The 13,498-nt window shown below is 62.5% G+C and carries 11 protein-coding genes; 2 read left to right on the top strand and 9 right to left on the bottom strand.

Going from position 1 to position 13,498, the window contains the following annotated elements; all coding sequences use genetic code 11:
- Window positions 1-44: 44 nt before the first annotated feature.
- The 5 genes from HOC_RS11470 to HOC_RS11450 all read right to left on the bottom strand — a co-directional run bounded on the left by HOC_RS11470 (window position 45) and on the right by HOC_RS11450 (window position 5,727).
- On the bottom strand, window positions 45-1,337 hold the full coding sequence (locus HOC_RS11470) for a metal-dependent hydrolase family protein (protein WP_035538668.1): 1,293 nt from the start codon (window positions 1,335-1,337) through the stop codon (window positions 45-47).
- Between the two features lie 14 nt (window positions 1,338-1,351).
- Window positions 1,352-2,389, bottom strand: coding sequence for an alcohol dehydrogenase family protein (locus HOC_RS11465; RefSeq protein ID WP_035538666.1), 1,038 nt, complete (start codon window positions 2,387-2,389; stop codon window positions 1,352-1,354).
- 28 nt (window positions 2,390-2,417) lie between these two features.
- On the bottom strand, window positions 2,418-3,329 hold the full coding sequence (locus tag HOC_RS11460; protein WP_051624802.1) for a hotdog family protein: 912 nt from the start codon (window positions 3,327-3,329) through the stop codon (window positions 2,418-2,420).
- 74 nt (window positions 3,330-3,403) lie between these two features.
- On the bottom strand, window positions 3,404-4,603 hold the full coding sequence (locus HOC_RS11455) for a serine hydrolase domain-containing protein (protein WP_035538661.1): 1,200 nt from the start codon (window positions 4,601-4,603) through the stop codon (window positions 3,404-3,406).
- A 35-nt stretch (window positions 4,604-4,638) separates the two neighbouring features.
- Window positions 4,639-5,727 carry a phosphotransferase family protein gene (locus HOC_RS11450; protein WP_035538659.1) on the bottom strand — a complete coding sequence of 363 codons (1,089 nt, stop codon included), beginning with the start codon at window positions 5,725-5,727 and terminating at the stop codon, window positions 4,639-4,641.
- A gap of 106 nt (window positions 5,728-5,833) precedes the next feature.
- On the opposite strand from HOC_RS11450, the gene HOC_RS11445 reads away from it, so the two are divergent.
- Window positions 5,834-6,421: a murein L,D-transpeptidase catalytic domain family protein gene (locus tag HOC_RS11445; RefSeq protein ID WP_051624801.1), complete on the top strand. Its 588-nt coding sequence runs from the start codon at window positions 5,834-5,836 to the stop codon at window positions 6,419-6,421.
- Window positions 6,422-6,423: 2 nt separating this feature from the next.
- Here HOC_RS11445 and purD read toward each other — a convergent pair whose 3' ends face one another.
- The gene (gene purD, locus HOC_RS11440; RefSeq protein ID WP_035538657.1) at window positions 6,424-7,713 is read right to left on the bottom strand and encodes a phosphoribosylamine--glycine ligase; all 1,290 of its coding nucleotides are present in this window, start codon (window positions 7,711-7,713) and stop codon (window positions 6,424-6,426) included.
- Between the two features lie 47 nt (window positions 7,714-7,760).
- Between purD and xseA the strand changes: the two genes are divergently transcribed.
- The gene (gene xseA / locus HOC_RS11435; protein ID WP_035538770.1) at window positions 7,761-9,170 is read left to right on the top strand and encodes an exodeoxyribonuclease VII large subunit; all 1,410 of its coding nucleotides are present in this window, start codon (window positions 7,761-7,763) and stop codon (window positions 9,168-9,170) included.
- A 14-nt stretch (window positions 9,171-9,184) separates the two neighbouring features.
- Here xseA and HOC_RS11430 read toward each other — a convergent pair whose 3' ends face one another.
- From HOC_RS11430 to HOC_RS11420, 3 genes are all read right to left on the bottom strand, one after another.
- Window positions 9,185-9,397, bottom strand: coding sequence for a DUF3126 family protein (locus HOC_RS11430; protein WP_034738270.1), 213 nt, complete (start codon window positions 9,395-9,397; stop codon window positions 9,185-9,187).
- A gap of 96 nt (window positions 9,398-9,493) precedes the next feature.
- Complete coding sequence (gene cysE / locus HOC_RS11425; protein ID WP_035538655.1) at window positions 9,494-10,306, bottom strand: serine O-acetyltransferase; 813 nt, start codon at window positions 10,304-10,306, stop codon at window positions 9,494-9,496.
- 83 nt (window positions 10,307-10,389) lie between these two features.
- Window positions 10,390-13,491, bottom strand: a complete 3,102-nt coding sequence (locus HOC_RS11420; RefSeq protein WP_035538653.1) for an efflux RND transporter permease subunit — start codon at window positions 13,489-13,491, stop codon at window positions 10,390-10,392.
- Window positions 13,492-13,498: the final 7 nt, after the last annotated feature.

The following is a 13,498-nucleotide window of genomic DNA, read 5'->3' as shown; positions in this document are numbered from 1 at the left end:
GGCGAAGGTCTTGCAGGTTCCGGGCCAAACTGCGGCAGATGCAGCTATTCCAGCGCCTTGTAGACCTTGCCGCCCTGCATAACAAAGTCGACGGATTCCAGTTCCGTAATCTTTTTCAGGGGGTCCGCTGTGACGGCGACGATGTCCGCATACTTGCCGGGCTCGATCGTGCCGATGTCGCCATCCATTTCGAGGTGTTTGGCGGCAGATACCGTGGCAGCGCGGATAGCTTCCTCTGGCGTGAACCCTGCCTCAACCATGAGCGCGAATTCCTTGGCGTTCAGGCCATGCTGCGAGACACCGGTATCCGTGCCAAAGGCGACGTTCACGCCGCCTGCATGGGCGCGGCGCAGCATGTCCAGCATGAGCGGGCCAACAATGGCGGCTTTCTTGCGCGAGGCTTCGGGCAGCCATGGTTCATTGGTCCAGCCGGTGACCGTTACGCCCGCAATGACGGTGGGCACGAGCGTGGCCTTGTGTTCCTTGAACAGGGCGATGGATTCGTCGTCGAGATAGGTGCCATGTTCGATGGAATCGATGCCGGCGCGCAGGGCTGCGTCGACACCGGCCTTGCCATGGGCATGCGCGGTGACTTGGCGGCCCATGGAGTGAGCGGCTTCGACGATGGCGACCAATTCGTCATTGCTGAACTGCTGTTCGAGGCCAGCGGCCGTGTTCGACAGGACGCCGCCTGTTGCGGTGATCTTGATGACATCGGCGCCTTCCTTGACCTGCTGACGCACCGCGCGGCGACAGTCATCGGCGCCGTTGCAGATGTTCGTACCGGTGAAGAGCTTCAGGACCGGGGAGGAGTAGCCATTGATGTCGCCATGACCGCCAGTGATCGAGATGGCCTGCCCAGCGGCCCGCATCCTTGGACCCGCCACCGCGCCACGTGCGATCGCGTCACGCAGGCCGAAGACGGCGTCATTCTCGCCGCCGACGTCCTGAACCGTGGTGAAGCCCGCTTCGAGCGTCTTCTTCGCGAAGGCCGCGCCATCAAAGGCGGTATCGACGGATGAATCCGTGAAAGCCTTCAGGCGCTCGCCGGGACCGCTTTCGCTGGTGATGTGGACGTGGCTGTCGATCAGGCCCGGGACGACATAGGCGTTTTTCAGGTCGATGACGGGCACGTTCTTGGCGCCGGATTTGTAGCCCGGCTGGACGGAAACGATACGGCCTTCCTTGATGGTGATCGTCTGCTCGGTGAGATAGCCTTCGCCTGGCACGGCCAGCAGATGGCCTGCATGCACGATGGCATCCTGCGCACTCGCAGCGCCGACAGCGCCCAGACAGACGGCGGACAGGGCGAGCGATTTCAGTGTCACGGGTTTCATCTGTGCAAACCTTCTCATGGGGTGAGGATCATTTTCATGGCGCCGTTTTCGCGCGCGTCGAACATGCGGTAGGCCTCTGCCCCTTCGGAGAGGGGCATGTGGTGGCTGATGGTGCGTTCCGGGCGGAGCTTACCGGCCTGGACGAGCGGTACAAGCTCTGGCCAGTGCATGGGGACCGAACATGTGCCGGTCCGGAAGGTCAGGCCCTTGATGAAGGCCAGTGCCATCGGGAACTTGAAGTCCATCGACTGGTTCACGCCGATGCACGACACGGTGCCGGCATTGCGCGCCAGTTTCATGGCGAGATGGATGGCGGCATCTGCGCCGACGCATTCCACAACACTGTCGCACATGCGGCCAGAGGTCAGCTCGGTGATGCGGTCGCGGGCATCGGATGCATCGAAGGCGACGGCGCCGAGCGCTTCCGCTTCCTTGCGTCGTTCGGCCACGAGGTCGACCGCGAAGACGCGCGCGGCACCCATCAGGAATGCCCCCTCAACCGCCATCAGGCCGATGGGGCCACAGCCGACAATGGCAACCGTGCTGCCGGGCTTGATGTCGGCATTCTTCAGGCCGAACCATGCGGTGGGAAGGTTGTCCGTCAGCAGGACGGCCTGGTCCTCGCTGATGCCGTCCGGGATTTTCGCGAGGCCGAAATCGGCGACGGGCACCATCGTATATTCGGCCTGCACACCCTGCAATTTATGGCCGAGGCCGTAGCAGCGGATATTGTTTGTCTCGCAGCGGTTCATGTTGCCGGCCATGCAGGCAGGGCATGATCCGCAGCCGACAGCCGCAGAGATCATCACCTTGTCCCCCGCCTTGAACCGGGTGACCGCACTGCCGGTTTCGATGACTTCGCCGACGGCTTCATGGCCGACGCAATAGTCATTCGTCTCGGAAAAGCCGTGGCCCTGATAGATGTGCAGGTCTGACCCGCAGATGCCGCAGGCCGTGACTTTCACGATTGCGCTGCGGATATCCTCGGGCTGGGGCGGCGGAGCATCGGCATATTCAATGTCACGGGCGCCGCGATACAGAAGGCCTTTCATGGGCGGTATTCCTTGGTGTTTGAGCGGCTTAGGCCGGTAGCTTGTCGGCTGGATAATGCGGATAGCTGGCTTTCAGAACGCCGTGATTGAGCAGCGTTTCAGCGACCTGTTTCGTGCCGGTTGAATCGAAGATGCGCGTGCGGATCCAGTAATTCTCGGCGCGGCGGCTGGCGCCCAGCGCGACCACTTCGCGGCGCAGGATGTAATCCTCGTCGACAAAGAGCGGGCCGTCGATCATGCGCATTTCGAGATCGGCGAAGAGGCCGATGGACGGGTGCTTGACGGGCCAATTGGCCATGCCGCCGGTATAATTTGCAAGCACACTGACCATCTCAAGCGGAATGACCGGGCGGCCCCAAGGCGAGGCGCCCGCGTCGCTGTACCAGTCGCTGGGCTCGGTGATGACGGCGAGCTTCTGCGCGAGGCTGAAGGGGTAGAGATTACCCATATGCTGGTCGGGGCCCATGCGGACAGGCTCGTCCTTGGTGGTCTTCAGGCCGACCTTCATGTCTTCCAGGATGACGAGATCATCGGCGGGGCGCAGCTTGGCCATGCGCTCTTCGAGCAGCGTCGTGCCGTGGTCCGGGCCGAGCGTGGCGCTGGCCTCCAGAACGGGCGTGCCGTCTTCCTTTTCGGCCCAGCACCTGGCGCGGGTGGCGCCTTCGGCAGGCCGCTCTACGAAGGCGCGGACCTTCTCGCCCTCGAACACCATGTTGAGGAAGTGGACAGACAGGCATCCGCGCTCGAACCAGGCCTTGCCCCAGATATCGTAGAGCATGGGCACGAATTGCTGGAAATGCGTCGGGCCTTCGATGGGGCCCGCCTTGATGCCGAGACGTTCGGCTTCAGCATCATCGTGCAGCGACTTGTGGCCGCCATAGGATTGCTCCTGCAGCATCTGTGCGGGCGCGCGGAGCGGGCCTTTGAGAATGTCGGTCATGTCATCTCCCTTATTTTGGGCAGACAATGCCACCCTGATGTTCCGGCGTCACCCCGTTGCGAGGGACTGCCGGGTTATTCCGTGTCCGCGTCGAGGGCTTTCTGCACAGCCTTGTAGAAGGCCTTGCGTGCCTCGAACTCGCCGTCCTTGTCGCCGAGGGCGGATGTCCAGCTGCTATTGGATGCGATGACGAGGCGGCGGGCGGGATCAATGAAGATGCCCTGCCCGAAGATGCCATCAGCCTGGAATGAGCCATCGTCCCATGTCCACCACTGATAGCCATAGCCTTCGCCGGCGGCGCCATAGGAGACTTGTTTCTGCGTGGCCTTTTCGAGCCAACCCTCCGGCAGGACGGGCTGGCCATTGACCGCGCCGCCGTCGAGGATGAACTGGCCGAAGCGCGCAAAGTCCCGCACGGCGGCTTGAATGCAGCAACCGCTGATCTCGTAGCCGTCATTGCCGAGCAGCCAGGAGGCATCCTGCTGCATGCCATAGGGCTGCCAGACCTTTTCCGACAGGTATTCGGCTAGCGGCTTGCCGGTGGCGCGGATGACGAGGATGCCGATGAGGTTTGTCTCGCCCGTGGAATAGTTCCAGACCTCACCCGGCGGATGGGCGCGCGGCAGGGTGGCCATATAGGTCGCCGTGGCGCTCTTGCCGGTTTCGGCGGGATGTTTGTCGAACTGGGCGACGTCGGAATTCGGATCGTCATAATCCTCGTTCCAGGCGATGCCCGATGTCATGGTCAGCAATTGCTCGACGGTCACATCGGCATAGGCCGAACCGCTCAGTTCGTCGATATAGTCAGATACCGGATCATTGAGGCTCTTGATGGCGCCGTCCCGAATGGCCGCACCGACCAGCGTGGACGTCAGCGACTTGGCGACCGAGAAGCTGGTCCAGCGGCCATCGTCATCGAAGCCCAGTGCATAACGCTCAAGCCGCACTTTGCCGTCCTGAAGGATGACAAGCCCTGCCGTGCGGTTTGAGGCAAGGTAGGCATCCATGTCCATGTCGAGCACGAGCGGCTCACCATCTGGCAAGGGATGAGCCGTGTCACCGGCCGCAATCTCATGCGACTCGATGACGAACGGAATCTGGTCGAGCATGCGGAAGCCCGCGTCGCGCTGATCAAGATTCCAGAAGAGGATATCGCGGCCATAGGGCTGGTGCGCAATTAGCGCGCGCCAGTCCGGCCCGATCAAAAACCAGCCAGCGAGACCGGCGACGCCCAGTGCTGCCACGCCGATGGCGAGACGCCGCCCAAGTCCCATGGCTTATGCCCTTTCCAAATTTCGGCGGGAGGGCCTCAGCCCTCCATGCCGGCCTTGCGGGCATAGCTCGCAGCGAACTGTGCGAGCGGCACGACGCGTGCTGCGTTCGACTCGGCATTGGCGCTATTGGCCGTGCCATCACGCACGCGGCCGATGATGCCCTGCAGGATGCCTGCGAGACGGAAGGCGTTGTAGGCGAAGTAATAGTCGAGCTCCGGCAGGCCGTCACGGCCTGTGTGCTCGCAATACATGGCCACATATTCTTCCATGGTCGGAATGCCCCAGGCCTTGAGGTCAGGGATGGCCGAGATGGCGCCACGGGTCGTGTCACCTGCAGGCATGACCCAGTTCATGAGGTGGTAGGAGAAGTCGGCCAGCGGATCGCCGAGGGTCGAGAGTTCCCAGTCAAGCACGGCGATGACTTTCGGCTCGGTCGGGTGGAGGACCATATTGTCGAGGCGGTAGTCGCCGTGGACGATCGTGGTCTTGTCGCCGGCCGGGATGTTCTTGGGCAGCCATTCGATCAGCTGTTCCATCTCCGGGATGTGCATCGTCTCGGAGGCTTTGTACTGTTTGGTCCAGCGGTGGATCTGGCGAGCAACATAGTCGCCTTCCTTGCCGAAGCCTTCGAGGCCTGCCTTTTTCCAATCGACATTGTGGAGATCAGCGAAAGTCTTGATCTTCGCTTCATAGATCTTGCGGCGCATCGCTGGCTCGTATTCGGGCAGCGTGCCATCCCAGAGGATGCGGCCTTCGACATTGTCCATGACATAGAAAATCGTGCCGACGACGCTTTCATCCATGCACAGGCCATAAGGCCGCGCGACGGGGTAGCCGAGGGGATAGAGCGCGTTGATGACGCGGAATTCACGGTCAACCGCGTGGGCGCTGGGCAGCAGGTTGCCCGGCGGCTTGCGGCGCATCACGTATTTCTTCTTCGGGGTGATCAGCTGGTAGGTCGGGTTGGACTGGCCGCCCTTGAACTGGCGCACGACGAGCGGGCCTTCATAGCCCTCGACATTGGCTTCCATCCAGGCTGCGAGTTTCGACTCATCGAACTTGTGGGATTCCACGACCGGTTTGGTCCCTGAATACAGGTCCTGTGCCGTTTCTGTCTCTGCCATTGCGTACTCTCGTTGCTGAAGTTTCCTCTGGGACACCATAACGGGCCCATACGCGGTGCCAAGACCTGCCGTAAGGTCGCCGTATTTGCCGGGGAAAGTCTCCCCCATGATACGTTCCCTTAGTGCACTCGCCTTCTTCGCTTTCACTGCGCTTGGCGCGCAAGCTGTGACGCTTGATCCGCAGGGTCAGATACGGCCCGAATTGCTGGGACAGGCGCTGGCAGCGCAGGAATCCAACAAGGCAGACTTGCGCGACACGGGCCGCCTTGTGATCGTTGACTATTCACAGCATTCGCGTGAGGCGCGACTTTACGTCGTAAACCTCCAGACAGGCGACGTCGCCGCATTCCGGGCCGCACATGGCAAGGGATCAGACGCCGATCATGATGGTTATCTGGACAGTTTCTCCAATGTTTCCGGTTCCAGCGCCAGTCCGCAGGGCGCGTTCGCCACTGCCGAGGAATATGTCGGCCAACATGGCCGCAGCCTGCGCCTCGACGGCCTCGACGCGACCAATAGCGCGTCGCGCGACCGCGCCATCGTGGTCCATGCCGCCGACTATGCCGAACCGGAATTCCTCGCCCAGCACGGCAAGCTCGGCCGCTCCAACGGCTGCATCGTGTTCTCCAAGGCCGACCTGAAGACTTTCCTCGCCGATGTGCCGGAAGGATCGCTGCTCTTCGTCGGCAAATAGGCCTATTTCAGCGCCCGCCAGCCGATGTCGCGGCGGCAGAAGCCTTCGGGCCAGTCGATGCGGTCAACGCCGGCATAGGCGCGGTCGACGGCTTCCTTCAGCGTATCGCCTGACGCGGTGACATTCAGCACGCGCCCGCCGACGGCGACGATAGCATTCTCCGAATCGCGGTCCGTGCCCGCCTGGAAGACGGTGACGCCGGGCAGGTTGTTGGCGTCGGTGAGGCCATTGATGACGGAGCCTTTGGAATAGCTTCCGGGATAGCCCTTGTTGGCGAGGACGACCGTGGCCGTGGGTTCGAAGCGCTCCAGTTCCAGCAGGGATTCGAAGGCGTCTTCATTGCCGACCAAGCCGTTCGTGGCCGAGGCGAGGATGGCGGGCACGATGTCGCCTGCGAGGCCTTTCATCAGGGCCTGGCATTCCGGGTCGCCGAAGCGCGCGTTGAACTCGACGACCTTGGGGCCTTCTTCCGTGACCATGACGCCGACATAGAGCACGCCCTGATAGGGCATGCCGTCAGCCGCCATGCCCTTCAGCATGGGCTGGACGATCTCGGCCTTGATACGGTCCATGATGGCAGGCGTGACGACAGGCGCTGGCGCATAGGCGCCCATGCCGCCTGTGTTGGGGCCCGTATCGCCGTCGCCGACACGCTTGTGGTCTTGCGCGGCAGGAAGGTAGACCGCGCCTTCACCGTCCGTGATGACGAAGATGCTGGCTTCCTCGCCATGCATGAATTCCTCGATGACGAGCGTTGCCGAGGCGTCGCCATGCTTGCCGGACAGCATTTCGTCGACTTCCGTATCAGCCTCTTCGAGCGTCTCGGCGATGACAACGCCCTTGCCCGCTGCGAGGCCATCGGCCTTCAGCACGTAAGGCGCTTCCATCGTTCGCAGGAAGGCTTTGGCCAGCTCTGGCGAGGTGAACTCGCCATAGGCTGCTGTGGGCACCCCATAGGCCTTCATCCGGCCTTTAGAGAAGGCCTTGGAAGACTCAAGTTGCGCGGCCTTCTTGCTGGGGCCGAACACGTCAAAGCCGCGCGCGCGCAGCACATCGGCGAGGCCAAGGGCCAGCGGCGCTTCAGGGCCGATGACGATGAGGTCCGGCTCCACCTGCAGCGTGAGCTTCACGAGATTGTCGATATCGTCAGCGGCCACGTCAAAGCACGGGCCGATCACGTCCATGCCGGGATTGCCGGGCGTGGAATGGACAACGTCCACCAGTGGCGACTGATCAATCTTCCAGGCCAGCGCGTGTTCGCGCCCGCCGGAACCGATGAGGAGAATGTTCATGGGATTTGGCCCCTCGCCTGCTGCTTCCCAGCCGCTATAAAGGCTGGATGTCCGACTCGCCAGTCTCCAATGACCACGCCGTTTCCGTTTCCGAGCTCGCTGCGAGCCTGAAGCGGACAATTGAGTCCAATTTCGACCATGTCGTGGTGCGTGGGGAGTTGGGACGGGTGACCATTGCCCGGTCCGGCCACATGTACGCCGACATCAAGGACGACAAGGCCGTTCTCAACACGATCATGTGGAAGGGCCAGGTCGACAAGCTGCCCTTCCGGCCGGAGGAAGGCCTCGAAGTGATCGCGACGGGCCGCCTGTCGATCTATGAAGGCCGCTCGAACTACCAGTTGCTGGCCAGTTCCATGCGGCCAGCGGGCGCCGGCGCGCTGATGGCGCTGCTGGAAGAGCGCAAGAAGAAGCTCGCCGCCGAAGGCCTTTTCGACGCCGCGCACAAGAAGCGCCTGCCCTACCTGCCGCAGACGATCGGCGTGATTACAAGCCCGACCGGCGCCGTGATCCGCGATATCCTGCACCGTATCCGCGACCGTTTCCCGGTGCGCGTCATCGTGTGGCCCGCCCTGGTGCAGGGGGATGCCGCAGCCGCGCAGGTGACGGCGGGCATTCGAGGGTTCAACGCGATGACCGGCGCGGATCGCCCCGATGTGCTGATCGTGGCGCGCGGCGGCGGCTCGATTGAAGATCTGTGGCCCTTCAACGAGGAAAATGTCGTACGCGCGGCCTTCGAGAGCGAAATCCCGCTCATCTCGGCTGTAGGCCACGAAACGGATACGACGCTGATCGACTATGTGTCGGATGCGCGGGCGCCGACGCCGACAGGGGCGGCGGAGATTGCGGTGCCTGTGCGCAATGACCTGCTCCTGAACATTGATGAACATGCGGCACGCCTGAAGCGGGCACTGGCCCGGAGAACGGCGCGGGCACGCGATGCGCTGCGGGCTGCGCGCATGCCCCGCCCGGAAACGCTTTTGCAATCAAAACGCCAGCGGCTCGACTATGCGGCCGCCAGCCTGCCGCGCGCAACGCGGACGCTGATCGAGCGCAGCCGCGCCCGGCTTGCGGCCGCACAAGTGAGCCCGAGTGGACTCAGAGCGGACATACGCCGGGCACGCCAGAGCCTGCGGGAGACCGCTGTGCGGGCACGCCCTGCCCTGCTGCGCCTGATGGACCGGCGCCGTGTGTCGCTGGAATCACAGGGCAAACTGCTCGAAACGCTGTCCTATCACGCCACGTTGAGCCGCGGCTTTGCCATCGTGCGCAGCGAAGACGGCAAGCTCATCCGGTCGGCAGGCGTTGCCGAAAACGCAGCCGTATTCAAGGTAAGCTTTGCCGATGGCGACGTGTCGGCAGCTCCTCTGGATGGACCGCCGCCCTCCTCGTCACCAGCGGCCCCTGCCCCCAAAACGAAGAAAGCCCCGGCCAAGGGCCAGGGCTCTTTGTTCTAGGATCAGGGATCGCCTCAGGCGCCCTGTAGATCTTCCTGCAGCACCGTCATCTGGAACTGGTAGGACGTCTCGCCCTCGTCGACATCCTTGTAGACCAGCGCGATGAACTCGGCGCCGAGATAGACTTCGACGGAATCGTCTGTCTTGTCGCGGGCCAGCAGGCGCAGGCCCGGGTGCAGTTTCTCTTTCAGATACGCCTCGAGACGCAGTGTTTCTTCACGTTCCATGACGCAACTCCTTCGCAATTCAGCGGCGCAACCTAGTCTTTTTCTTTTCCGGCGCAACCGGCGCGCCTGTAAACAAGTGTGGGAACAGGGGCCGGACTATTTGGCCATTTCGTCCGGAATGTTCTGGTCCATGGTCTGTGCGGGCTGGCAACAGAGCGGTTCACCAACAATCTTGGCGGGCACGCCTGCCACAGTGCAATGCGCCGGCACGTCCTTCAGGACCACGCTGCCAGCGGCAACCTTGGCTTCGTCGCCAATCGTGATGTTGCCGAGCACTTTGGCGCCAACCGATAGCAGTACGCCGCGACCGATCTTGGGGTGCCGGTCGCCGACTTCCTTGCCGGTACCGCCGAGCGTCACGCCATGGAGCAGCGAACAGCCATCCCCGACAATCGCGGTTTCACCGATGGTTATGCCGGTCGCATGGTCGAGCATGACGCCGTTGCCGATGCGGGCGGCGGGATGGATGTCCACGCCGAAGAGCTCGGAAGCGAGGCCCTGGAAATGAAAGGCCAGCGACTCGCGGCCCTGACGCCACAGGACATGCGCAACGCGGTGGGTTTGCAGCGCCATGAAGCCTTTGAAGAACAGGAAGGGCTGCAGCATGCCGCGGCAAGCCGGGTCGCGCTCAAGAACAGCCTGCATGTCGGCTTCCGCGGATGTGAGCAGCGACGGATCGGAATCATAGGCGGTGGAAAGGATATGGCGCACCTGAAGCGTGCCCATCACCGGCCCGCCCAGCTTTTCAGCCAGATGGTAAGACAAGGCCTGGCAGAGGCTGTTATGCGACAGGATAGCGGCATTGATATAGCTCGCCAGCGTGGGCTCTTCTGCAGCAGCTGCTGCAGCTTCGAAGCGCAGGCGGCGCCAGGCCGGTGGGGGCGAACCGATATCAGGATTTTCGACCATTCCGGCCTCCGTCAGAAGTGGGCTTTGTAAGCACATGGGCGAACTGAGCGCCCGTATCAAGTTGCCTCGCGTTCATATTTGACTCACTCGGCGGGCGCAGGGCGCCAGCCAAAGGCCCGGCGAATGGGCTTCAGCGTCATGATGCGGAACACGGATGGGGTGAAATACAGCGCCAGCAGGGCAGATCCCGCCACGCCGCCGGAGATGCCCGCCGCCAGTGGCATCCAGAAGGAATCCCCTGTCAGCAGGATCGGCACAAAGCCGCCCATTGTCGTGAGTGTGGTGGCCACGATGTGGCGCGTGGCATCTACAACGATCTCGCGCTGGGCGATGACATCATCGGCCATGGCTTCGGGACTGGCCCTTAGCAATGAGAGGACCACGATCGAACTGTTGATGGCGATACCAAGCAGGCCAAGACCGCCGACAATGGCGTTGAAACCGAAGGGCAGATTGAACAGCCAGACACCGAAGAAGGCGAGGCCGAGCGACAGGAAACCGGTCGTCAGGATCAGCAGCATCATGCGGAACGAGTTGAACACGAGCATGATCGCCCCGGCCATGACCAGCACCAGCGGAATGCCGACGCCGGCAAGGTTGCCGATGGCTTCCCCGGAATTCTCGGCTTCGCCCCCGATGCTGATCCTGTAGCCCTGCGGCAGGTGGAAGTTGCTGGCCGCGAGACGTTCCTGGAAGTCTGCAAAAACGGGGGCTGGAAGTGTGTAAGGGTCCAGGAAGGCGAGGATCTGGTTGACCCGCTCGCCATCCTGACGCGAGACAACGGCGGTCTTCGGATCAAGCGACATTGTGCCGAGCGCCGACAGGGGCGTGCCGTTGCCGATGGTCATGGCGCGCAGGTCGGCCAGCGATCCGCGGCGGTCATCCGGCGCGATGACCATGACAGGCAATTCTTCCGTTCCCTCCACGACCGAGCCCGCCCGCACGCCTTCGAGTTCGGCGTTCATATCGGAGGCGATCTGCGTGAGGCGTTCGCCAGCAAGCGCCGTGGCCGCTTCATCAGCTTTCAGGCTGACCGTCGGCGCGCCAAGCTCAAGCGAAGCCACCGTGTAGGTTACGCCCGGTGTCTGGGCGAGGATGGTGCGCGCCTCGTCGCCAAGGCGGCCAAGCGTATCGAAATCGTCGCCCAGAATGGTGAACTCGATGGGCGCATCAGCGGGCGGCCCCTGTTCAAACGGCAAGGCCAGAACACGCGCGCCGGGGAAGGCATCGCGCATCTCGCGCTGAACCTCGGCCACGATCTGGTGCGTGCGGCGATTGTCATCGAGCTGGACCCAGCCAGCGGCGAAGCCCTGCACGCCTTCAGTATTGTTGATGACATTATAGTAGACACGCGGCGATGGCTCACCGAGCACCCATGTGACCGACTTCACGCCCTCCATGGCTTCGATCAGTTCGGTGGCATGCCTGGTGGACTCAATCGTATCCGAGAGGCTCGCCTCAGGGGGCAGTTGCATGCTCATCTGAAACTGGTCGCGTTCTGTCTGCGGGAAGAACTGGGAGGGCAACTGGCCGACAAGCCAGAAGCCGACCACAGCAGGCGTAACGCCGAGAATAATGCCGAGCGGCGGGAAGCGCAGCACAGCCTCGATCGTGGCGCGATAGCCATCCGAGATGAAGTCCACCGACACGCCATCACGCCACCAGCGACGGGGGCGCTTGGGCTCTCCCGTCTCCCAACCGCGTGTCCGGTCAAACCAGCCAGCCATGGCGGGTATGACGGTCACCGAGATAAGGAAGGAGGCCGTGATGGAGTAGATGACCGACAGGCCGATCATGCCGATGAATTCGCCAGCCCCACCGGGGAGCATGGCAATCGGCGCGAAGGCGAGCGCGGTTGTCAGCGTCGAGGCCGCAAGCGGCGCGAACAGGTGTCGGAGGCATTTGTCGATCGCCCCGATACGCGAGGCGCCACGCGCGCGCATCTGGTCAAAATCGTCGACGACGACGATGGCATTGTCGATAAGCAGGCCGAGAGAGATGACAAGCCCGGTAACCGACATCTGGTGCAGCGGATTACCGAACACCTTGAACAGGATCAGCACGAGTGCGACGGTCAGCGGAATGGCCGCGCCAACGACCAGCGCCGAACGCCAGCCCATCGTGAAGAACAGGACCAGGAACACGATGCCCGCCGACATGAGCAGGTTCTTGGCGAGCCCGTTCAGGCGTTCATTGGTATAGATGCTCTGGTCGAAGACGGTCTCGATCCGCAATCCGGGCGGTGCATCCATGGAAAAATCGTCAACCAGCGCATGGGCAGTCTTGGCCCATTTATCGACACGCTGGTTGTCGGAGATGTAAGCCCCGACCAGCATGGTCCGTTTGTTGTTCTCGAAGGCCATGCGCACAGGCGGGTCTTCGAACCCTTTCTGGACTATAGCCACATCGCTCACCCGTACGGCGGAGCCATCCGGGCGCTGGATAAGCGGCACGCTGCGAATACGTGAAATATTGTCGAACTCGCCGCCAACTTCGAGGCCGACATTGCCGCCATCGGAGCGCAATGTCCCCGCGGGTGTCTTGCTGTCGGCCGAACTGATCAAGGCCGCAGCCTGGCGCATCGAGAGACCGGCTGCCGAGAGCTTTTCCGGATCGACAACAACGCGGACTTCCTCGGCGGGAACGCCGAACAGGTCCGTCAGCTCGGTTCCGGGCAGGCGCTGGAAACGGTCTTCAAGATTAAGCGCCATGCGGCGCATTACGGCGAGCGGCGGATCGCCCTCGCCTTCCCAAACAAAGCCTACGACGAGGGTCGCCGCACCAACATACTGGCGGTGCACGATGGGCGTGCTTGTGCCGGGAGGAAACTTGGCCCGTGCAGAATCCACCTTTTGACGGATCAGTGTCCACGCATCATCGACCTCGGACTCGGAAAGGTCTTCGCGCACCTGAATGCTGACTTGCGACACACCCGGACGAGACACCGAATGGACTTCGTCCACTTCAGGCAATTCCATGAGGGCCGCTTCCACAGGTTCGGTGACAAGCGCCTCCATCCGCTCGGCATCAGCGCCGGGCAAGGTCGTCAGCACGAAGCCATAGCGCTCGATCAAGGTCGGGTCTTCCTGCCGTCCGAGCGAGAACATTGCGCCTATGCCGCCGACCATGATGACCATCATGATCAGGATCGTGAGGCGCGGAAGATTGAAGAATACAGTGCGCATGACCGGT

It is taken from the genome of Hyphomonas oceanitis SCH89, assembly GCF_000685295.1.
Taxonomy (GTDB): domain Bacteria; phylum Pseudomonadota; class Alphaproteobacteria; order Caulobacterales; family Hyphomonadaceae; genus Hyphomonas; species Hyphomonas oceanitis.
Note: the sequence above shows the minus strand (reverse complement) of the source record. Positions and strands in the feature narration are given on the sequence as shown.

Bases quoted from the DNA above. Each gene is read 5' to 3' on its own strand.
- HOC_RS11470 (WP_035538668.1), bottom strand. From the start codon at position 1,337: ATGAAACCCGTGACACTGAAATCGCTCGCCCTGTCCGCCGTCTGTCTG.
- HOC_RS11465 (WP_035538666.1), bottom strand. From the start codon at position 2,389: ATGAAAGGCCTTCTGTATCGCGGCGCCCGTGACATTGAATATGCCGAT.
- HOC_RS11460 (WP_051624802.1), bottom strand. From the start codon at position 3,329: ATGACCGACATTCTCAAAGGCCCGCTCCGCGCGCCCGCACAGATGCTG.
- HOC_RS11455 (WP_035538661.1), bottom strand. From the start codon at position 4,603: ATGGGACTTGGGCGGCGTCTCGCCATCGGCGTGGCAGCACTGGGCGTC.
- HOC_RS11450 (WP_035538659.1), bottom strand. From the start codon at position 5,727: ATGGCAGAGACAGAAACGGCACAGGACCTGTATTCAGGGACCAAACCG.
- HOC_RS11445 (WP_051624801.1), top strand. From the start codon at position 5,834: ATGATACGTTCCCTTAGTGCACTCGCCTTCTTCGCTTTCACTGCGCTT.
- purD (WP_035538657.1), bottom strand. From the start codon at position 7,713: ATGAACATTCTCCTCATCGGTTCCGGCGGGCGCGAACACGCGCTGGCC.
- xseA (WP_035538770.1), top strand. From the start codon at position 7,761: ATGTCCGACTCGCCAGTCTCCAATGACCACGCCGTTTCCGTTTCCGAG.
- HOC_RS11430 (WP_034738270.1), bottom strand. From the start codon at position 9,397: ATGGAACGTGAAGAAACACTGCGTCTCGAGGCGTATCTGAAAGAGAAA.
- cysE (WP_035538655.1), bottom strand. From the start codon at position 10,306: ATGGTCGAAAATCCTGATATCGGTTCGCCCCCACCGGCCTGGCGCCGC.
- HOC_RS11420 (WP_035538653.1), bottom strand. From the start codon at position 13,491: ATGCGCACTGTATTCTTCAATCTTCCGCGCCTCACGATCCTGATCATG.